Origin of the sequence: Micromonospora sp. SL4-19 (genome assembly GCF_047921475.1) — a bacterium.
Classification (GTDB): domain Bacteria; phylum Actinomycetota; class Actinomycetes; order Mycobacteriales; family Micromonosporaceae; genus Micromonospora.
On record NZ_JBLROB010000001.1, the window covers coordinates 684,530 to 702,584 of the forward strand.

Here is an 18,055-nt window from a genome sequence, read left to right on the forward strand (position 1 = left end):
CATGTCGATCGGGCACACCTTCCTCGGGCTGCTGGAATCCAGCCCCCGGCACGGATACGACCTCAAGCGGGCGTACGACGAACGCTTCGGGCACACCCGGCCGCTCCATTACGGCCAGGTCTACTCCACCCTGTCCCGGCTGCTCCGCAGCGGCTTGGTCGAGGTGGACTCGGTCGAGCCCGGCGAGGGCCCCGAGCGCAAGCGGTACGCGATCACCGAGGCCGGGGTGACCGACGTCCAGCGATGGCTCTCCCAGCCCGAGAAGCCCGAGCCGTACCTGCAGAGCGTCCTCTACACCAAGGTGGTGCTCGCGCTGCAGACCGGCCGCTCCGCCGCCGACCTGCTGGACACCCAGCGCGCCGAGCACCTGCGGCTGATGCGCGAGCTGACCCGACGCAAGACCCACGGCGATCTCGCCGAGCAGCTGATCTGCGACCACGCGCTCTTCCACCTGGAGGCGGACCTGCGCTGGCTGGAACTGACCGCGGCCCGCCTCGACGACCTGGCGAAGGAGATCCACGGATGACCGGCGACGCGCTGTTGATCGGCGAGGACCTGCACAGGTCCTTCGGCCCGACCCCGGCCCTCGCCGGCGCCTCGGTGGCCGTACGCGCCGGTGAGGTGGTGGCCCTGATGGGCCCGTCCGGGTCGGGCAAATCCACCCTGCTGCACTGCCTGGCCGGCATCGTGCGCCCGGACAGCGGCCGGGTGCTCTACCGGGGCAGCGAGCTGACCACCCTCTCCGACGCGGAGCGGAGCGCGCTGCGCCGCCGGGAGTTCGGCTTCGTCTTCCAGTTCGGACAGCTCGTACCGGAGCTGACCTGTCTGGAGAACGTCGCGCTGCCGTTGCGGTTGGAACGTGTCCGCCGCCGCGAGGCGGAACGGCGGGCCACCGAGTGGCTGGACCGGCTGGAGGTGACCGACGTGGCCGACAAGCGTCCGGGCGAGATCTCCGGCGGTCAGGGCCAGCGGGTGGCAGTGGCTCGCGCGCTGGTCACCGGCCCGCGCGTCGTCTTCGCCGACGAGCCCACCGGCGCCCTGGACTCGCTGAACGGCGAGCGGGTGATGCGCCTGCTCGCCGCGGCGGCCCGGGACGCCGGGGCGGCCGTCCTGCTGGTGACCCACGAACCGCGGGTGGCGGCGTACTCGGATCGGGAGGTGGTGGTCCGCGACGGGCGGGCCCGGAGCCTGGAGCAGGTGGCGTGACCGCGCCGAACCTCCGACGGCCCGGCGGCCGGCTGCGGGCCGGGCTGGGCGACCTGCTGATGGGGGCGCGGATGGCGTTCTCCGGCGGCCGGGAGGGCTGGACCCGGACGGTGCTGACGGCGCTCGGCGTCGGCATCGGCGTCGCGATGCTGCTGCTCGCGGCGGCGGTGCCCGGCGCGATCGACGCCCGCCACGTCCGCGGCGCGGCCCGATACGACCAGATCGCCCGGCCTGAGTTGCCAGCGGCGGCGAACACGCTGCTGGTCGTCCCGGTCGACACCACCTTCCGGAATCACTCGGTGCGGGGCCGCATCCTCCACCCGGAGGGCCCGGACGCGCCGGTGCCACCGGGACTGACCGCCCTGCCTCGGGACGGCGAGGTGGTCGTCTCACCGGCGCTGCGCGCCGTGCTCGACTCGCCGGACGGGCCGCTGTTCGCACCACGCCTGGGCGGGGCCCGGATCACCGGCACCATCGGTCCCGAGGGCCTGGCCGGTCCCCACGAGCTGGCCTTCTACCTGGGTCGTGACGCCGTACCGGCGGATCGCGGGATGCGACTGGACGCCTTCGGCGGGGGCGACGCCGGCGAGGAGTTCGGACCGGTGCTGTGGCTGCTCGTCGTGGTGGTCTTCGTGGTGCTGCTGCTGCCGGTCGTGGTGTTCCTCGGGGCGGCCGTCCGCTTCGGCGGCGAGCAGCGCGACCGCCGGCTCGCCGCACTCCGGCTGCTCGGCGCCGACGCCGGCATGGTCCGCCGGATCGCCGCCGGGGAGGCGGGCACCGCCGCCCTGTTCGGGCTCGCCGTCGGCGCGGGTCTCTTCCTCGCCGGCCGTCAACTGGCGCCGCTGGTCTCGCTGTACGAGATCAGCGTGTACCCGGCCGACCTGCGTCCGGTGCCGTGGCTGGCGGCGGCGGTGGCGCTGGCCGTGCCGGTACTCGCCGCCGGGGTGGCGCTGCTGGCCCTGCGCGGGGTGCTCGTCACGCCGCTGGGCGTCAGCCGCCGGACCACCCCGGTCCGGCGCCGGCTCTGGTGGCGGCTGCTGCTGCCCGTCGCCGGGCTCGCGCTGCTCCAGCCGCTCACCGACGTCCGGGCCGCCCGCTCCAGCGCCACCGACGCCCAGGTCGCAGCCGGCGCGGTGCTGCTGCTCGTCGGGACCGTCACCCTGCTGCCCTGGCTGGTCGACCTGCTGGTACGCCGGCTGCGCGGCGGCCCGCCGCCCTGGCAGCTGGCGGTACGGCGGCTCCAGCTCGACAGCGCCGCCTCGACCCGACTGGTCAGCGGGGTGGCGGTCGCCGTGGCCGGCACCATCGGGCTCCAGATGCTGGTGGCCGGCGTGCAGGACGGATACCGGGAGTCCACCGGCCAGGATCCGACCCGGGCCCAGCTCGCGGTGTGGCTGAACGAGGCGCCGGAGCCCGCGGAGACCGTGACGAGGATCGCCGCCGTCCCCGGGGTGACCCGGAGCGTCAGCACCCTGTTCGTCATGGCGACCATGCCCACGCCGGTGCCCGGCACCGGCTCCGCGAGGACCGAGGCGGGTGAGCCGGAGTTCAACGCCGCCGAGGTACGGATCGGCGACTGTGCGGCGCTGGCCGAGTACGCCGACCTCGGCTCCTGCGCCGACGGCGATGTCTACCTGACCTGGGCGAACCCGGTGCCCGGCTTCGCCCCCGGAGCGCGGGTGAGCCTCGGCGACGGCACCGCGACGTGGCGGGTGCCGACGGACGCCCGGACCGTGCCGGTGCGGCCCGATCCGACGGGGGCACGGCACAACGGCCTGCTGGTCACCCCCGGGGCCGTGTCGTCCCTGCCGCAGCACCAGGTCATGGCCACCGTGCTGCTCACCCTGGATCCGAACGACCAGGACGCCGAGGAGCGGGTGCGCGGCGAGGTCGCCGGGCTGGACATGTTCGCCCAGGTGTACACGCTGAACTGGGCGCGGGAGAGTCCGCAGTTCGCCAACGTCCGACGCGGGCTGCTCGCCGGCGCGGTGGTCACCCTGCTGCTGATCGGGGTCAGCATGCTGGTCGGCGTCCTGGAGCAGCTCCGGGAACGCCGCCGGCTGCTCGCCATGCTGGTCGCTGTCGGGACGCCCCGGGGCACGCTCGGCTGGTCGGTGCTGGGGCAGACCGGGGTGCCGGTGCTGGTCGGGCTGGCCCTCGCCAGCGGCATCGGGGTGGCGATGGGCGCGGCCCTGCTCCGGATGGTGGGCGCGCCGGTGGTGGTGGTGAGCTGGCCGGTGGTCGGGCTCGGTGTCGGGCTCGGCGCCGCGGTGGTGCTGCTGGTGACGGTGGCGAGCCTGCCGGTGCTCTGGCGGCTGACGCGGCCGGACGGCTTGCGTACGGAGTGACCCCGACGGCCCACCCGGTGGTTCGGGGCACCGGGTGGGCCGTCGGCCGCCCGCCGGACGGGTCTGTCCACAGCGCATCGTGGGGCGGGTCACGCCACTCCGGACGTTCGTCGAGCTGCACGACGCGGATCTGCCCGATAGGTTGAACTGGTGCTGCTCGTAGCGTTCGCCCCGTCCCTCTGGGCGGCGACGCTGCGCACCGTGCGGGACCTGACCCGGGTGGCGGTGACCGCCCTGGCGCTCGTCGTCGGGCTCAACGGGCTGGCGGCCGCGCCGGCCGACGCCGGCACCCTCGGGCCGGCCGCGCCGGCCCGACCGGTCACCGGGCCGGCGGCTCCGGCGCCTGTCGACGGGCTGGCGATCACCATCCCGAGCACCACTTCCGATGCCGGGCCGGTCGCCGGGAGTGCGAGCACGGCGACCACCACGTCGCCCGCCGAGGTCCGGCTGACCGCGCCGGACGCGGAGTCCACGGCCGGGCAGCCCCGCCCGGCGGCCATGCCACCGGCTCTCGGCGTATCGCCACGCCACGCCGACCACGACGCCGCTCCGCCGCCCGCCGGCACCGCCTTCGTCGTGCCAGCCGGCGATCCCGGCCGGGAGCCGATCGCCCGCCGCGGCCCGCCCCGCGCCTGATCGCGCCGGTCGCCCACGCGCGGCCCCGCCGACTCCCCGCCGCCCCACCACGGCTCGACCACGCTCGCGCCCGTCGTGCCCGCGGCGATCCACGGCCCGTCCCGCCGGGCCCCAGACCGTTGAGTTCCGAACGTTCCACCATGAGGTGCTGTTGATGCAGACCGTCTTCTCCACCGTCCTGCCCGACGTTCCCCAGGCCGCCGGGATCTGGCTGGCCCTGCTCGCCATGGCGGCGATCGTCGTCGCCGCCATGATCGTCCACCCCGACCGGTTCCGGTCGGTGTTCGGCGACCGGATCAGCGAGGCGGCCATGCCGAGCAGCCTGGAACTGGCCGAGGAGACCCGCGAGCGGGTCCGGTACGCCCAGGAGGTGGAGGTCGCGGCGACCCGCGCGGCAGCCACCGCCGAGCGGCGGCGCGCCGAGTGGCTGGCCGCCCAGGAGGCGGTCGAGGAGACGTGGCGGGCGTACGAGGCGGCTGAGGAGGACGTCCGCCGGCTGGCCGCCGCCGCCGCGCTGCCCGTGCCGCGCACCGCCCGGACACCCGCCGAGTACGCCGACCGGGAGCGCTGGCTGCACCGGGCCGCGCTGGACGCGCAGTGGCGCAAGGAGATCACGGTGCAGCAGCTCAGCGACATCCTCGGGCAGCGTGGCTGGGACCCCAGTCGGCACCCGGTGGAGCAGGAACTGCTGCTGCGCCGGCTGGTCCGAGACAACCTGCTTACCCGGCAGCAGGCCGCCCGGGAGCGGGAGCAGGCAGCCTGGCGCGCCGCCGAGCTGGCTGCTGCCGCCGCCCGGAGCCTGCGCGAGGAGGCGTACACGGCGACCTGCCCCGCCCCGGAACCGCAGTCATCGCTCTCCATCGTGGACCTCGCTGCGGCGCAGGCCACCCGGGAGCTGCCGGCCGCGGCCCGGCCCGCCGAGGTCACCCGCGAGATCACGCCGGTGGCCCGGGGCCGGGCGGCGGTGCCGGTGCACTGACAACGGGCGGACCTGGCCCGGCTCGGTTAGCGTGACCTCGTGTCCCGTGAGACCTGGGTCCTGATCGCGCTCGCCGGCCTCCTCGCGCTGGCGACGTTGGTCGGCGCGGTCCTGCTCGCCGTCCGGGTGGTACGGACCCGCCGGATGCTCGGCGCGCTCGGGGTCGGTGGCAAGGTGGCCTTCTACGGCGCGCTGATCTACGCGATCTTCCCGGTGGACCTGCTCCCCGACCCGATCTATCTGGACGACATGGGTGTGCTGGCCGGTGCGCTGTTCTACCTGAGCCGGCTGGCCGCTCGGCACCGTGCGGCCCGACGCGGGCTGCCCGACGGAGCGCAGTCCCCGCCGGCCCCGGGTCACCTGCGCCGTCCCGTGTCGTGATCGATCGCGGCCGTGGCCTCCGCGTCACCACCCGACCGAGGGCCGTCTGTCCGGAGACGGCGGGCTTGGGCGGTTGACGCCAGGACAGCCCGATCCTGGGTTCGCGAGGATTCAGGCAAGCTGGGCGCGATGTCCGGTTCGACGTGAGCGAGGCCACCCGGACGGTGGAATTGGGCTGCCGCTGCTGCTCGTTACACCTCCCGTACGACCGATCAGGACGGCCCGGCGGGCGAATGGCCCGGGGCCCACCGGTCGGACGAACCCCGGGTGATCCCGTGGGTCGTGGGATCCGGCCCGCCGGTTTCCCGAGAACAGCCGAGCGCCACTCCTGGTGCTGCGTCTCTCCGGAGACGTCAATCCCCGAATGGAGCTTCGCCATCAACTCGATCTTCCGTAAGAGCATGCTGTCCGTCGCCGGTCTCGTCATGTCCGGTGGAGTCATCGCCGGTCCTGCCGTGGCGGCGCACGCGGCGGACGCCAACCCGGCCGCCCCGGCCGCGGGTCAGGGCAGCGGCAAGGGCGCCGGTGACAACGGCGATCGCCGCGCCGACTACCAGTACCAGGCCCAACCCAACTACTTCTACTGCGGCCCGGCCTCGACCCGGATCGCGCTGTCCGCCGAGGGCAAGCAGGTCAGCCAGGACGAGCTGGCCCAGAAGCTGGGCACCACGGTGAACGGCACCGACTCCGCAATCGACATCACCCGGGTGCTCAACGACTACTCCGGTGGCAAGTACAAGACCACCGAGATCCGGGATGACGTGGCCACCAAGGACCAGGTCGAGCAGCTGCGGACCGACGTCAAGGCCGCGGTGGACCAGGGCCGCCCGGTCGTCGCCAACATCCGGGGCACCGCGCTGGACGTGGACGGCGTCGCGCACAGCTACTCGGGTCACTACCTGACGGTGGTGGAGTACAAGGACGACGGCCACACCGTGCTGATCGCCGACCCGGCGAGCCCGGGCGAGCCGGAGTACTGGATGAACGTGACCGACCTGGCGAACTGGATCGCCAGCCGCGGTTACAGCTCCTGACCGAGCAACACGAGGGCCGGTCTCCCCGAGCGGGGAGGCCGGCCCTTCGCCGTGCGCGTTAGCATGACCGCCGTGCGAACGGTGATCTTCGACCTCTTCCACACGCTCGTCGTCGGGGCGGATTCCGAACGGGACCGGGTCGTCGGCGAGATGGCCGTGATGGTGGGGGTGGAGCCGGCCGAGCTGGTCGCCGCGTACCACGCCACCTGGCGGGACCGGATGCTCGGGTGGGACGTCGCGGAGACCGTGCGGATCCTCGCCGGGCGGCTCGGCGGGGCGCCGACCGAGGAGCAGGTGGCCCGGGCGGCAGCCCACCGGCGGGAGCTGGCCGTGTGGGTGCTGGACCGCGTGGCACCCGAGACCCTCGCGGTGCTGGACGCGCTGCGCGCCGACGGCCACCCGCTCGGCCTGATCAGCAACGCCACCGCGGAGGCCGCCGAGGCGTGGCCGTCCACCGCGCTGGCCCGCCGCTTCGACGTCGCGGTGTTCTCCTGCGAGGTCGGCCTGGCCAAGCCCGATCCGGCGATCTACCGGGCGGCAGCAGAGCGACTGGGGGTTGCTCCGAGTGACTGCGTCTTCGTCGGCGACGGCGCGGACGGCGAGCTGGCCGGCGCGGCGGCGGTCGGCATGACGGTGATCCGGACCACCGAGCACAACGACACCGCCCCCGACTGGGACGGCCGCGCGCTCGCCACCCTGGACGAGCTGCCCGCCCTGCTGCGCGGGGCGTAGCCGCCCGCCGGATCAGACGGCCGGCGGGTGCGGGTCGAGCGGGCGCTCGAAGAAGCTCTCCAGCACCACCACGGTCTGCGTGCCGGTGACGCCCTCCACCTGGAACATTCGGCGCAGGCTGGCCTGGAGCTGTTCGGGCGTACCGACCCGGATCTTGACCAGCAACGACGCGGGGCCGGCGATGACGTGCGCCTCCTCCACCTCGGGGAGCGCGGCCAGGGCCTCGTGGGTGGGCCGGTCGCCCATCCAGGCGTTCGCCTCCACCAGCACGAACGCCAGCACGCCCCGGCCGACGGCGGCCGGGTCGACGTCCACGGTGGTCCGGCGGATGATCCCCTGCTCGCGCAGCTTGCGGACCCGGTCGTGCACGGCGCCGGTGGAGAGCCCGACCGTGCCGGCCAGCGCGGCGTAGGACTGGGTGGCGTCGCGTTGCAGCGCGGCGAGCAGCTTCCGGTCCACCTCGTCCACGTCCACCTCCGTACCTGTTCGGAAAATCGCGGCTCCACCGACTGCCGTTCGGCCATGTTAGCTTGATGCCGAACGTCAGTCACGAGTGGAGGCGGTCATGGTCGACCGGTTCAGGACGCGGTTCGAAGTGCTCGACGAGCGGTTCCGCCGAATCAACGGCGACGAGTGGACGGAGTGCCTCTGGACCGGGGGCCGGTGGCTGGAGGGTCCGGCCTGGTTCCCCGCCGGGCGGTACCTGGTCTTCAGCGACATCCCCGACGACCGGCTGCTGCGCTGGGACGAGACCACCGGCGCGGTCGGGGTGTTCCGCCAGCCGGCCGGCTACGCCAACGGGCACACCGTCGACCGGCGGGGGCGGCTGGTGAGCTGCGAGCAGGGCCGGCGGCGGGTCACCCGCACCGAGGCGGACGGCACCGACACGGTGCTCGCCGAGCGCTGGCGGGGCCGCCGGCTCAACAGCCCGAACGACGTCGTCGAGCACTCCGACGGGTCGATCTGGTTCACCGATCCCAGCTACGGCATCGACAGCGACTACGAGGGCCACCGGGCGGAGAGCGAGATCGGCGGCAACCACGTCTACCGGGTCGACCCGCACGACGGCGAGGTACGCCTCGTCGCCGACGACTTCGGGCAGCCCAACGGCCTGGCGTTCGGCCCCGACGAGTCCCAGCTCTACGTGGTCGACACCCGGGCGAAGCACCTGCGCCGGTTCCAGGTGACCGAGAGCGGCACGCTGCGCGGCGGCGAGGTCTTCGCCACCTGCGACGCCGGCTCCTTCGACGGCGTACGCCTCGACGACGCGGGCCGGGTCTGGGCCGCCGCGCACGACGGGCTGCACTGCTTCGACCCGGACGGCACCCTGCTGGGCAAGCTGCACCTGCCCGAGGTCGTCGCGAACTTCACCTTCGGCGGCCCGAAGCGCAACCACCTCTACATCTGCGCCTCCAGTTCGCTGTTCAGCCTGCGGGTGAACGTCAACGGGGTCCGCTACCCGGGCCGGTGAACGGCCCGACGGGACCCGGGTCAGCGGCCCCGGCCGGTGCGCTGCGGGATCCGGAGGTGGCTGGCGAACCAGGTACCGGCCTGGTCGGCCACCTGGTCGAGGGTGCCGGGCTCCTCGAAGAGATGGGTGGCGCCGGGGACGATCCGCAGCTCGGCCACGTCGCCCAGCTCGGCCCGCGCCTGCTCGTTGAGCACGATCACCTGCTCGTCGAGGCCGCCGACCAGCAGCAGCGTCGGGGCGCGCACCGCGGACAGGGAGCTGCCGGCCAGGTCCGGACGGCCGCCGCGGGAGACCACCGCGCGTACCTGGTCCGGCCGGGCGGCCGCGGCGACCAGGGCGGCGGCCGCGCCGGTGCTGGCGCCGAAGATCCCGATCGGCAGCCGCCCCAGCATCGGCTCGGCACCCATCCAGTCGACGATCGCGGCCAACCGCTCGGCGAGCATCCCGATGTCGAAGCGCAGCTCGGCGGTCCGGGCGTCCAGCGCATCCTCGTCCGGGGTGAGCAGGTCGACCAGCACGGTGGCCAGCGACCGGCCGTTGAGCTGGTGCGCGACCGCCACGTTGCGCGGGCTGTGCCGCGAGCTGCCGCTGCCGTGCGCGAAGAGCACCACACCGGTCGCCCCGGACGGCACGATCAGGTCGGCGGGGAGCCCGCCCACCACCGGGATCGTCACCTCGCGCGTCTCCATGCCCCACCCCTCCCCGCCGTACGCCGGACCACGAACGAGTACCCCCGACCGCACCCGGCTCACCTCCCCTACCCGTCCGGCTTGCGTGGCGGAGCGGCGGTGTTGCCTTGACGCCGACGGCAAGGTTTAGCGTGGCGACCAGGGCAGGCGAGGGAGGATCGGATGCGAATCGGTGAGCTGGCGGAACGCGCCGGTACGAGCACCCGGACCCTGCGGTACTACGAGACCCAGGGACTGGTCCGGCCACGCCGCTCGGCCAACGGCTACCGGATCTACGACGAGGCGGAGTTGCGCGTCGTACACGAGATCCGGGCGCTGCTGGCGGTGGGCTTCGGCCTGGACGACATCCGGCCGTTCGTGGCCTGCCTGCGAGAGGGAAACAGCTCCGGCGACGTCTGCCCCGACTCCGTGGCCGTGCTGCGCCGCAAGCTCGCCGAGGTGGACGACTACCTCGACCGGCTCGGCGTGGTACGCCGACAGCTGCACGACCAGCTCGCCCACGCGATCGCCCATCGGGAGGCAACATGCCCCAGGAAACGCAACAGGTCCGACTGACCGCGGTCACCGACGAGACGTTCGCCGCCACGGTGCTGGCCAGCGACCGTCCGGTGGTGGTCGACTTCTGGGCGGAGTGGTGCCCGCCCTGCCGGGCGGTCTCGAAGCACCTGGCGGAGCTGGCCGAGGAATTCGGCGACGAGTTGCGCTTCGTCACGCTCAACTCGGACGAGAACCCGGAGACCACCCGGGCCTACCAGGTGATGTCGATGCCGACGCTGCTGGTGTTCCGGGGCGGGCAGGTGGTCGGCTCGATCGTCGGCTCCCGCCCGAAGAACCATCTGCGGCTGAGCTTCGCCCGGCACCTGGAGGGCTGAGCGGCCGTTTGCCGGCGGGCCGATCGGGAAGGCGCGGGGTGACCACGGATCGGCGCAGCCGCGCCCCGACGGATCGCGAGGGTCGTCATGGCACAGCAGCAGGACAGGTCCCGGCAGCAGAGCGCCGAGCGGGAACGCCGCAAACAGGACGCCGAGCGTTCCCGGGACTGGGCGGACGAGGCGGCGCAGGCGCGTACCGCCGACGATCCGCGGGCGATGGCGCCGCGGGATGCCGGCGGCCGACCGTCCAACGGCCGCCAGTTCTGACGTACGCATCGGCGGCCCGGCCCGTAGGCAGCTCCAGCTCGGCGCGACTGACGCCGCGGTGTGGAGCTGTGTCGAGGGCCGGGCCGTCTCAGCTGCCGTCCTCCGGCAGGTGCATCAGGGGCGCCCGGCCCGGCGGCTGCTCCGGCTGCGGCCCGGACGGGTGAGCCGACGGCACCGGCACGGTGACCGGCTGGGCTCCGGTGACCCGGATCGTCTCGCCGTGGTGGCGCAGCTCCACCACCGTGTCCGGCCCGCCGTGCCGCAGTGAGTACGTCGCCTGATGCGGCCGGACGTCGACCCGCAACGGGATCGAGCGCCACTGGAGCGAGAACTCCAGGCGGCTCAGCCGGCTGGAGAGCCGCGGCGAGAAGGAGAGCGTGCCGTCGTGGTCGCGCAGGCCGCCGAAGCCGGCGACCAGGGCGATCCAGGCGCCTGCCAGCGAGGCCATGTGCACGCCGTCCCGGGTGTTCTCGTTCAGGTCGTGCAGGTCCATCAGCGCGGCCTCGCGCAGATAGCGGTGGGCCAGCTCGGGGTGGCCCACCTCGGACGCCATCACCGACTGGGTACAGGCGGAGAGCGAGGAGTCCCGGACGGTCCGCCGCTCGTAGTAGAGGAAGTTGCGCATCTTCTCCTGGCCGGTGAACGCGTCGCCCCGCCAGTGCATCGCCAACACGAGGTCGGCCTGCTTGACGACCTGCTTGCGGTAGAGGTCGAAGTAGGGGTAGTGCAGCAGCAGCGGGTACTTCTCGGGCGGCGTGTGCTCGAAGTCCCACTCCTGCAGCCGGGTGAACCCCTCCACCTGTTCGTGCACGCCGAGTTCGTCGTCGTACGGGATGTGCATGGCGTGCGCGGCGTCCCGCCAGGCGGCCGCCTCCTCCTCGGTCACCCCGAGGTCGAGCGCCTGGTCCAGGTTGCGCATCGCGCAGTCAGCGGCGGTGAGCAGGTTCCGCTGCGCCATCAGGTTGGTGTAGATGTTGTCGTTCTTGACCGCGGTGTACTCGTCCGGGCCGGTCACCCCGTCGATGTGGAACTGGCCGTTGCGGTCGTGGTGGCCGAGTGAGTGCCAGAGCCGGGCGGTCTCCACCAGCAGCTCCAGGCCGATCTCCCGTTCCAGGTCCTCGTCCCCGGTGACCAGGATGTACCGGCGCAGCGCGTCGGCGACGTCGGCGGCGATGTGGAACGCGGCGGTGCCGGCCGGCCAGTAGGCCGACGACTCCGGGCCCTCGATGGTCCGCCACGGGAAGGCGGCGCCCTTGAGGTTGAGGGTCCGGGCCCGGTCGTGCGCCTGCGCCAGGGTCGCGTAGCGCCAGTGCAGCGCGTCCCGCACCGCGGCCGGCTGGGTGTAGGTGAGCACGGGCAGCACGAACATCTCGGTGTCCCAGAACGCGTGCCCGTCGTACCCGGGGCCGGTGAGCCCCTTGGCGGAGATCGGCCGGCGTTCGGCCCGGGCGCCGGCCTGGAGCACGTGGAACAGCCCGAACCTGACGGCCTGCTGCACCTCCGGGTCGCCCTCCACCCGCACGTCGGCGGCGTCCCAGAACTCTTCCAGGTATTCCCGCTGGGCCCGGCGCAGCCCGTCCCAGCCGTCCAGCCGGGCGGCGGCCAGGGCCGCCCCGACCTGGTCGCGCAGCGCCGGCAGGGACCGCCGGCTGGACCAGCCGTACGACAGATACTTGACCACCCGCAGCGACTGGCCCGGCTTGACCACGCAGCCGACGGTGGTGCGGACCCAGTCCTCGTACCCCTCGGACTCGATCGTGGTGCGCTCCGGGCCGTGCACGTCGTGCTCCATCGCGGCGGCGACCCGCAGCCCGCTCACCTTGGTCCGGTGGATCAGCAGGCCGCCGTCGTCGGTGGTCAGCTCCTCCTCGGCCTGCAGCGGCGACTCCAGCACCGCGGCCACCCGCGGGTCTCGGCTCTGGGGCGGCAGTGCCTCGTTGGCCACCAGCTCGGACTGGAGGATCACCCGCAGCGGCTCGCCGACCGGCTCGACCTCGTAGTTGATCACGGCGACGGTGCGCTGGGTGAACGACACCAGTCGCGTGCTGCGGACCTTGACCTCCCGCCCGGCCGGCGACCGCCAGTGCACCTCCCGGTGCAGTGTGCCGGCCCGCAGGTCGAGGATCCGCTCGTGGAAGAGGAGTTCGCCGTACCGGACGTCGAGCGGTTCGTCATCGACGAGCAGCCGGATCAGCTTGCCGTTGGTGACGTTGACGATGGTCTGGCCGGACTCGGGAAAGCCGAAACCGGCCTCCGCGTACGGCAGGGGCCGCAGCTCGTAGAAGGAGTTGAGGTAGGTGCCGGGCAGGCCGTGCGGCTCCCCCTCGTCCAGGTTGCCGCGCAGCCCGACGTGGCCGTTGGAGAGGGCGAAGACCGACTCGGACTGGGCCAGCACGTCCAGGTCGAGCCGGGTCTCGCGGACATGCCAGGGCTCGACCGGATACGCCCGCTCCCGGATCATCGCGTCGACTCCGTCAACAGCTCGGCCAGGTCGGTCACCACCACGTCGGCGCCGTTCTCGCGCAGGTCGTCGGCCTGGCCGACCCGGTCGACGCCGACCACGTACCCGAAGCCGCCGGCCTTCCCGGCGGCCACCCCGGAGAGGGCGTCCTCGAAGACGGCGGCCTGCTCCGGCGCCACCCCGAGCAGCTGCGCGCCGGCGAGGAAGGTGTCCGGGTGCGGCTTGCCGCGTAGCTTCCGCTCGCGGGCGACCAGCCCGTCCACCCGGGCCTCCAGCAGCGGCTCCAGACCGGCCGCCTCGACCACGGCCTGGGCGTTCGCGCTGGCCGAGACGACCGCCCGGCGCAGCCCGGCATGGACCGCCGCCTCCAGGTAGCGCACCGAACCCTCGTAGACCTCGACCCCGTCGGCGTGGATCCGCTTCAGCAGGATGACGTTCTTGCGGTTACCCACCCCGTTGACCGTGTCCGCCTCCGGCGGGTCGTCCGGCGCGCCCTCGGGCAGAGTGATCCCGCGGGAGGCCAGGAAGGAGCGCACCCCGTCGGCGCGTTGCTTTCCGTCCACATACCGGTTGTAGTCCGCGCCGGGGTCGAACGGGCGGAACGGCTCGCCGGTGGCCGTCGCGCGCTCCTTCAGGAACGCGTTGAACGTCTCGGTCCAGGCGGCGTTGTGCACCTTGGCGGTCTGCGTCAGCACACCGTCCAGATCGAAGAGACAGGCGGTCACACGAGCGGGTAGGCCCAGCACGGTCTGAATCTATCCACCGGACCGGCCGGAGAAACCCGATTCGGCGGTCAGCGGTTCGGACGGAGTGTCCAGATCACCGTCATCTCCGAGGTGGTGGTGCCGTCCTCGGTGCGGATCTCCACCTCGACCGGGAACTCCGGGCGCTGCCCGGCGTCCAGCTCGGCGAGCACCTCGGCCGGGGTGCACCCCAGCCGGGCGGTGGCCAGCACCGACCCCTGGGCGACCTTCCGGTACGCGATCGTGGCGGTCACCGCCAGCGGCACCGCCCGGTCGAGAACCTGCCCGAACGCGGCGAGCACCGCCGCGCCGGAGGCGGTCTCCCCGAGGGTGAACATGGCCCCGGCGTGCGGGCCGCCGACGTGGTTGTGGTGCTCCGGGGTGTCGGGGAGCCGGACGACCGCCCGCACCCCGCCCTCGGCCTCCGGCGCGACCTCGACGAATTCGATACCGAGCGTGCGTGCGAACGGCAGGGCCTCCAGCAGACCGGCCGCCACCTGGCGAGAGTCGATGGACATGCCCGCACGCTACTCGCCGGTAACTTTCCCGGCAAGGCGCCCGCGCTTTCGATCCACCAGCTGACGGAGGGACCGGCCGGGATCTGGCGGCGGAAGCCTCAGCGCCAGCCGACGTCGATCCGGTCGCCGCGCTCGTCGAAGAAGTGCAGCGCGTCCATCCGTACCTGGACGGACAGCGAGTGCCCCGCCGAGACCCCCGGGTACGGGGCGAGCCGGACAGCCAGGTCCGCCGGGCGGCGATGGTGCCGGCCCGGGTCGGCGAGCACGCTGGTCCGGTTGCCGTCACCACCGGGAGCCGCGACGGCCGGGGCGTCCCCGGACCGCCCGGCGAGCCGCTGCATGACGTGGCCCAAGCGGCGCCGCCCTCGCTGGTCAGACGAGACGTGCTCCACCGGGGTGCCTATCTCGTCCACCACGATCGCGGTGGCGCCGACGTCGAGGAAGGCCAGCGACTCGTGGCCGTGGTGCTCCAGGTAGCGGATCCGCCCCTGGAGCACCGCTCCGGGGGCGTCCGGGGCGACCGGGGTGAGCGCCTCGGCCCGCATCCCGACCACGATCCGCTCGCCGTGGTAGTGCGCCACGGCGCGGCTGCGAATGTCGTCCCAGGGCAGGTAGAGCGCCTGTTCGCCGAGGTTCAGCGCCACGTACCGATCGAGGTGGACGTAGACCGACGCCTCCAGCAGGTTCATCCGGGGGCTGCCGAGGAACGCGGCGACGTAGAGGGTGGCCGGCCGGCCGTAGACCTGGGTGGGGGTGCCGACGTCCTGGAGCACGCCCTTGCGCATGATGGCGACCCGGTCGGCCATGGTCAGCGCCTCGGCCTGGTCGTGCGTGACGTAGATGGTGGTGACGCCCAACTCCCGGGTCAGCCCGGAGATCTCGGCCCGCAGTTCGGCGCGGAGGCCGCTGTCCAGGTTGGAGAGGGGCTCGTCCATCAGGAACAGGCCGGGTCGACGCACTATCGCCCGCCCCATCGCCACCCGCTGCCGCTGGCCACCGGAGAGCTGGCTCGGCTTGCGGCCGAGCACGTCGCCGATGCCGAGGGCACCCGCCACGTCGCGGATCCGTTCTCCGCGCGGGCCCTGGTCGACCCCGGCCAGCCGCAGCGGAAAGCCGATGTTGTCGCTGACGGTCATGTGCGGATACAGGGCGAAGTCCTGGAAGACCATGGCGATCCGCCGCTCCCGCGGCGAAAGGTCGTTGGCCACCTCGCCGTCGAGCAGTACGGCGCCGGTGCTCGGGTCCTCCAGCCCGGCCACCATCCGCAACACGGTCGACTTGCCGCAGCCCGACGGGCCGAGCAGCACCATGAACTCGCCGTCGTTGACGTCCAGATTGATGGTGTCGACCGCGATCGTCCCGTCCTGGAACACCTTGGTGACATCCTTGAGTGAAACGGTGCTCACCGTCTCCTCCCCAGTCCTCGGCGAACTCGGGAATGACTGTGACCAGGATCATGTGATCCGCACATCGGGTAAACGTTCCATGTTGCACTCGTGACAGACCTATTACGGGTGATCTATCGGTCCAGGAAGACCCGGCGTACCACCCGCTCGGCGGCATGACCGTCGTCGAGTGCGCAGAACCGGGCCCGGAACCGTTGCCGGGCCTGCTCGGCCTCCTCCGCCCGGAGCGCGCCCGAGCGGAACACGTCGAGCAGGGCGGGGAAGTCGAGGGCCACCGCGCCCGGCGGCTCCGCGATCAGGTCGAAGTAGACACCCCGGGTCACCCGGTAGGCGTCCCAGTCCGGCGCGTAGACCACGATCGGCCGGTCCAGGACCGCATAATCGAACATGGCCGACGAGTAGTCGGTGACCAGCACGTCCGCGGCGAGGTACAGGTCCTCCACCCGGTCGTGGTCGCTCACGTCCAGCACCCCGGCGGCGGATCGCCGACGTGGGCTCCGGTCGCGGTCGTGGAAGTAATGGCTGCGCATCAGCACCCGCCCGGGCGGGCCGAGCACGTCGCGCATCCGGTCCGGATCGAACGGCGGCCGCCAGCCGGGCAGGTGCTCCCGGTGCGTCGGCGCGTAGAGCACCACCGTCTCGTCCGGGCCGATGCCCAGTTCCGCCCGGACCCGCCGGCACTCCTCCGGGGTGGCCAGCGCCAACCGGTCGTTGCGCGGATAGCCGACCTCCAGCGTGGTGTACGTGGCCGGGTACGCCCGCTCCCACATCTGAGTCGAGAAGCTGTTCGAGGTGACGCTGTGGTCCCACCGGTCCACCCGGCGCAGCAGCTGGGCGAAGTCCATCCCCACCGCGCCGAGCGGGTACCGCTGCTGGTCCAGCCCCATCACCTTGACCGGTGTGCCGTGATGGGTCTGGAGGTGGACCGAGCCCGCCCGCTTGTGGACGTGGTCCGGAAAGTTGACGTTGTTGACCAACCAGCGGGCCCGGGCCAACGCGCGGTAGTAGTCCGGGGTGCCGGCGACCACGTACTCGACGCCGGGCGGCAGGGTGGCGACCCGGTCCGGCCGGACGATCCACACGCCGCGTACCTGGGGGGCCAGGCGGCGGGCGGCGGCGTAGATCGCGGCCGGGTTGCAGGCGTACCCCCGGTACCAGTACGCGGCGTAGACGGCGAGGGTCGGGTCCAGCGGGCGGCGCAGCTCGGCCCGGTAGTACTTGCGCAGCGCGACGTCCCGGGCCTTCTGCGCGCCCCGCCGGGCCACCGGCAGCACCCGCCGCCTGACCCGTCGGGCCGAGCGCCGGGCCTGCTCCTCCACCCGGTGGGCCGCACGGAGGGCGCTGAACGTCCGCCAGCGCCCGGCCGCCACCAGCCGGTGCTTCACCCCGCCCAGCCCGGGTGGCACGGGGTAGCCCTCGGGCGGCAGGAAGCGGACGTAGTCGGCGTGGACCTGGGCGAAGAACGCGGGCCGCAGCTCGGGGGCGATCCGTGCGCCGTGGCCGAGCACGGTCAGATAGTGCCAGATCATCCGCTCGAACACCGCGGGGCGCAGCGCGGCCACCTCCGGTCCCCACCGGTCCATCAGCTCGAACACCCGGTGCCACTGGGCGAATACCTCGAAGTGCCGATCCCCCCGGGTACGGGTGATCGCCCCGGTCCGGCGTTGCCGGTAGTTGAGGCAGATCCGGTCCAGCACGCCGATCCGCTCGGCGGCCAGCAGCGCCGGGTAGCTGAACGAGACGTCCTCGTACCAGCCGGGCGCGAAGCGCAGCCCCCGCTCGACCAGGAACTCCCGCCGAACCAGCCGGTTCCAGGCGGTGTGCAGCAGCCGCATGGTCTCCGGCCGGTCCCGCAGCCGGAACGTCACCTCGCCGGGCGGCTCGGGGAACACCTCCTCCATGGCGCTGCGGGTTCCCACGTTGTTCCAGTACGCCCGGACGTGATCGACGATCAGCACGTCCGGGCGGGTGGCGACCAGCCGGTCCGCGACGTGCGGCAGGCAGCCGGGGACCAGCCAGTCGTCGCCGTCGACGAACCAGACCCACTCGCCGACGGCCCGGTCCAGCCCGACGTTACGGGCCGGACCGAGTCCGACGTTCTCGGCGAGCCGGACCGGGCGGACGCGGGGGTCGCGGGCCGCGTATTCGACCAGGATCTCGCCGCTGCCGTCCGGGGACGCGTCGTCGACCCCGATCACCTCGAGGTCGTCGTACGGCTGGCTGAGGATCGAGTCGAGACACTCCCGCAGATAGCCCTGCACCTGGAAGGCCGGTACGACGAAGCTGATCAGGGTCATCCCGGCCGGCCCTCC

At 73.1% G+C, this 18,055-nt stretch carries 19 protein-coding genes; 12 read left to right on the forward strand and 7 right to left on the reverse strand.

Annotated features, from left to right (window positions below):
• The first annotated feature begins 1 nt into the window (after window position 1).
• The 8 genes from ACNAVT_RS03140 (at window position 2) to ACNAVT_RS03175 (ending at window position 7,316) form a co-directional block, all read left to right on the forward strand.
• Entirely contained in the window at window positions 2-526 is a 525-nt protein-coding gene (locus tag ACNAVT_RS03140) for a PadR family transcriptional regulator (protein WP_416292583.1), read from the forward strand.
• Entirely contained in the window at window positions 523-1,206 is a 684-nt protein-coding gene (locus ACNAVT_RS03145) for an ABC transporter ATP-binding protein (RefSeq protein WP_416292584.1), read from the forward strand. The genes ACNAVT_RS03140 and ACNAVT_RS03145 overlap by 4 nt, the downstream gene beginning before the upstream one ends.
• Complete coding sequence (locus tag ACNAVT_RS03150; protein ID WP_416292585.1) at window positions 1,203-3,554, forward strand: FtsX-like permease family protein; 2,352 nt, start codon at window positions 1,203-1,205, stop codon at window positions 3,552-3,554. The genes ACNAVT_RS03145 and ACNAVT_RS03150 overlap by 4 nt, the downstream gene beginning before the upstream one ends.
• 150 nt (window positions 3,555-3,704) lie before the next feature.
• Complete coding sequence (locus tag ACNAVT_RS03155) at window positions 3,705-4,190, forward strand: hypothetical protein (RefSeq protein ID WP_416292587.1); 486 nt, start codon at window positions 3,705-3,707, stop codon at window positions 4,188-4,190.
• Window positions 4,191-4,344: 154 nt separating this feature from the next.
• Complete coding sequence (locus ACNAVT_RS03160; protein WP_416292588.1) at window positions 4,345-5,169, forward strand: hypothetical protein; 825 nt, start codon at window positions 4,345-4,347, stop codon at window positions 5,167-5,169.
• Window positions 5,170-5,208: 39 nt separating this feature from the next.
• Entirely contained in the window at window positions 5,209-5,550 is a 342-nt protein-coding gene (locus ACNAVT_RS03165) for a hypothetical protein (protein WP_416292590.1), read from the forward strand.
• A 377-nt stretch (window positions 5,551-5,927) separates the two neighbouring features.
• Window positions 5,928-6,584, forward strand: a complete 657-nt coding sequence (locus ACNAVT_RS03170; RefSeq protein ID WP_416292855.1) for a C39 family peptidase — start codon at window positions 5,928-5,930, stop codon at window positions 6,582-6,584.
• Window positions 6,585-6,656: 72 nt separating this feature from the next.
• Window positions 6,657-7,316, forward strand: coding sequence for an HAD family hydrolase (locus ACNAVT_RS03175; protein WP_416292592.1), 660 nt, complete (start codon window positions 6,657-6,659; stop codon window positions 7,314-7,316).
• A gap of 12 nt (window positions 7,317-7,328) precedes the next feature.
• On the opposite strand, the gene ACNAVT_RS03180 is transcribed toward ACNAVT_RS03175, so the two are convergent.
• The gene (locus ACNAVT_RS03180; RefSeq protein ID WP_416292593.1) at window positions 7,329-7,784 is read right to left on the reverse strand and encodes an Lrp/AsnC family transcriptional regulator; all 456 of its coding nucleotides are present in this window, start codon (window positions 7,782-7,784) and stop codon (window positions 7,329-7,331) included.
• A 97-nt stretch (window positions 7,785-7,881) separates the two neighbouring features.
• Between ACNAVT_RS03180 and ACNAVT_RS03185 the strand changes: the two genes are divergently transcribed.
• On the forward strand, window positions 7,882-8,787 hold the full coding sequence (locus tag ACNAVT_RS03185) for an SMP-30/gluconolactonase/LRE family protein (protein ID WP_416292595.1): 906 nt from the start codon (window positions 7,882-7,884) through the stop codon (window positions 8,785-8,787).
• Window positions 8,788-8,807: 20 nt separating this feature from the next.
• On the opposite strand, the gene ACNAVT_RS03190 is transcribed toward ACNAVT_RS03185, so the two are convergent.
• Entirely contained in the window at window positions 8,808-9,476 is a 669-nt protein-coding gene (locus ACNAVT_RS03190; RefSeq protein ID WP_416292597.1) for a dienelactone hydrolase family protein, read from the reverse strand.
• A gap of 162 nt (window positions 9,477-9,638) precedes the next feature.
• Here ACNAVT_RS03190 and ACNAVT_RS03195 point away from each other — a divergent pair, with 162 nt between their 5' ends.
• The 3 genes from ACNAVT_RS03195 (at window position 9,639) to ACNAVT_RS03205 (ending at window position 10,615) form a co-directional block, all read left to right on the forward strand.
• The gene (locus ACNAVT_RS03195) at window positions 9,639-10,031 is read left to right on the forward strand and encodes a MerR family transcriptional regulator (RefSeq protein ID WP_416292599.1); all 393 of its coding nucleotides are present in this window, start codon (window positions 9,639-9,641) and stop codon (window positions 10,029-10,031) included.
• The gene (gene trxA, locus ACNAVT_RS03200; RefSeq protein ID WP_416292601.1) at window positions 10,001-10,348 is read left to right on the forward strand and encodes a thioredoxin; all 348 of its coding nucleotides are present in this window, start codon (window positions 10,001-10,003) and stop codon (window positions 10,346-10,348) included. Before ACNAVT_RS03195 ends, trxA begins: the two co-directional genes overlap by 31 nt.
• A gap of 87 nt (window positions 10,349-10,435) precedes the next feature.
• Entirely contained in the window at window positions 10,436-10,615 is a 180-nt protein-coding gene (locus tag ACNAVT_RS03205; protein WP_416292603.1) for a hypothetical protein, read from the forward strand.
• Window positions 10,616-10,703: 88 nt separating this feature from the next.
• Here ACNAVT_RS03205 and ACNAVT_RS03210 read toward each other — a convergent pair whose 3' ends face one another.
• The 5 genes from ACNAVT_RS03210 to ACNAVT_RS03230 all read right to left on the reverse strand — a co-directional run bounded on the left by ACNAVT_RS03210 (window position 10,704) and on the right by ACNAVT_RS03230 (window position 18,040).
• On the reverse strand, window positions 10,704-13,076 hold the full coding sequence (locus tag ACNAVT_RS03210; protein ID WP_416292604.1) for a glycoside hydrolase family 65 protein: 2,373 nt from the start codon (window positions 13,074-13,076) through the stop codon (window positions 10,704-10,706).
• Window positions 13,073-13,822 (reverse strand): HAD family hydrolase, encoded by a 750-nt coding sequence (locus tag ACNAVT_RS03215; protein WP_416292606.1) that lies wholly within the window; start codon window positions 13,820-13,822, stop codon window positions 13,073-13,075. Before ACNAVT_RS03215 ends, ACNAVT_RS03210 begins: the two co-directional genes overlap by 4 nt.
• A 47-nt stretch (window positions 13,823-13,869) precedes the next feature.
• Window positions 13,870-14,337, reverse strand: coding sequence for a DUF4442 domain-containing protein (locus tag ACNAVT_RS03220; protein WP_416292608.1), 468 nt, complete (start codon window positions 14,335-14,337; stop codon window positions 13,870-13,872).
• Between the two features lie 98 nt (window positions 14,338-14,435).
• Window positions 14,436-15,743 (reverse strand): ABC transporter ATP-binding protein, encoded by a 1,308-nt coding sequence (locus ACNAVT_RS03225; protein WP_416292609.1) that lies wholly within the window; start codon window positions 15,741-15,743, stop codon window positions 14,436-14,438.
• A gap of 113 nt (window positions 15,744-15,856) precedes the next feature.
• Window positions 15,857-18,040, reverse strand: a complete 2,184-nt coding sequence (locus ACNAVT_RS03230) for a bifunctional glycosyltransferase/CDP-glycerol:glycerophosphate glycerophosphotransferase (RefSeq protein ID WP_416292611.1) — start codon at window positions 18,038-18,040, stop codon at window positions 15,857-15,859.
• Window positions 18,041-18,055 lie beyond the last annotated feature (15 nt).

Bases quoted from the DNA above. Each gene is read 5' to 3' on its own strand.
- ACNAVT_RS03140 (WP_416292583.1), top strand. From the start codon at position 2: ATGTCGATCGGGCACACCTTCCTCGGGCTGCTGGAATCCAGCCCCCGG.
- ACNAVT_RS03145 (WP_416292584.1), top strand. From the start codon at position 523: ATGACCGGCGACGCGCTGTTGATCGGCGAGGACCTGCACAGGTCCTTC.
- ACNAVT_RS03160 (WP_416292588.1), top strand. From the start codon at position 4,345: ATGCAGACCGTCTTCTCCACCGTCCTGCCCGACGTTCCCCAGGCCGCC.
- ACNAVT_RS03185 (WP_416292595.1), top strand. From the start codon at position 7,882: ATGGTCGACCGGTTCAGGACGCGGTTCGAAGTGCTCGACGAGCGGTTC.
- ACNAVT_RS03190 (WP_416292597.1), bottom strand. From the start codon at position 9,476: ATGGAGACGCGCGAGGTGACGATCCCGGTGGTGGGCGGGCTCCCCGCC.
- ACNAVT_RS03195 (WP_416292599.1), top strand. From the start codon at position 9,639: ATGCGAATCGGTGAGCTGGCGGAACGCGCCGGTACGAGCACCCGGACC.
- trxA (WP_416292601.1), top strand. From the start codon at position 10,001: ATGCCCCAGGAAACGCAACAGGTCCGACTGACCGCGGTCACCGACGAG.
- ACNAVT_RS03205 (WP_416292603.1), top strand. From the start codon at position 10,436: ATGGCACAGCAGCAGGACAGGTCCCGGCAGCAGAGCGCCGAGCGGGAA.
- ACNAVT_RS03210 (WP_416292604.1), bottom strand. From the start codon at position 13,076: ATGATCCGGGAGCGGGCGTATCCGGTCGAGCCCTGGCATGTCCGCGAG.
- ACNAVT_RS03220 (WP_416292608.1), bottom strand. From the start codon at position 14,337: ATGTCCATCGACTCTCGCCAGGTGGCGGCCGGTCTGCTGGAGGCCCTG.
- ACNAVT_RS03230 (WP_416292611.1), bottom strand. From the start codon at position 18,040: ATGACCCTGATCAGCTTCGTCGTACCGGCCTTCCAGGTGCAGGGCTAT.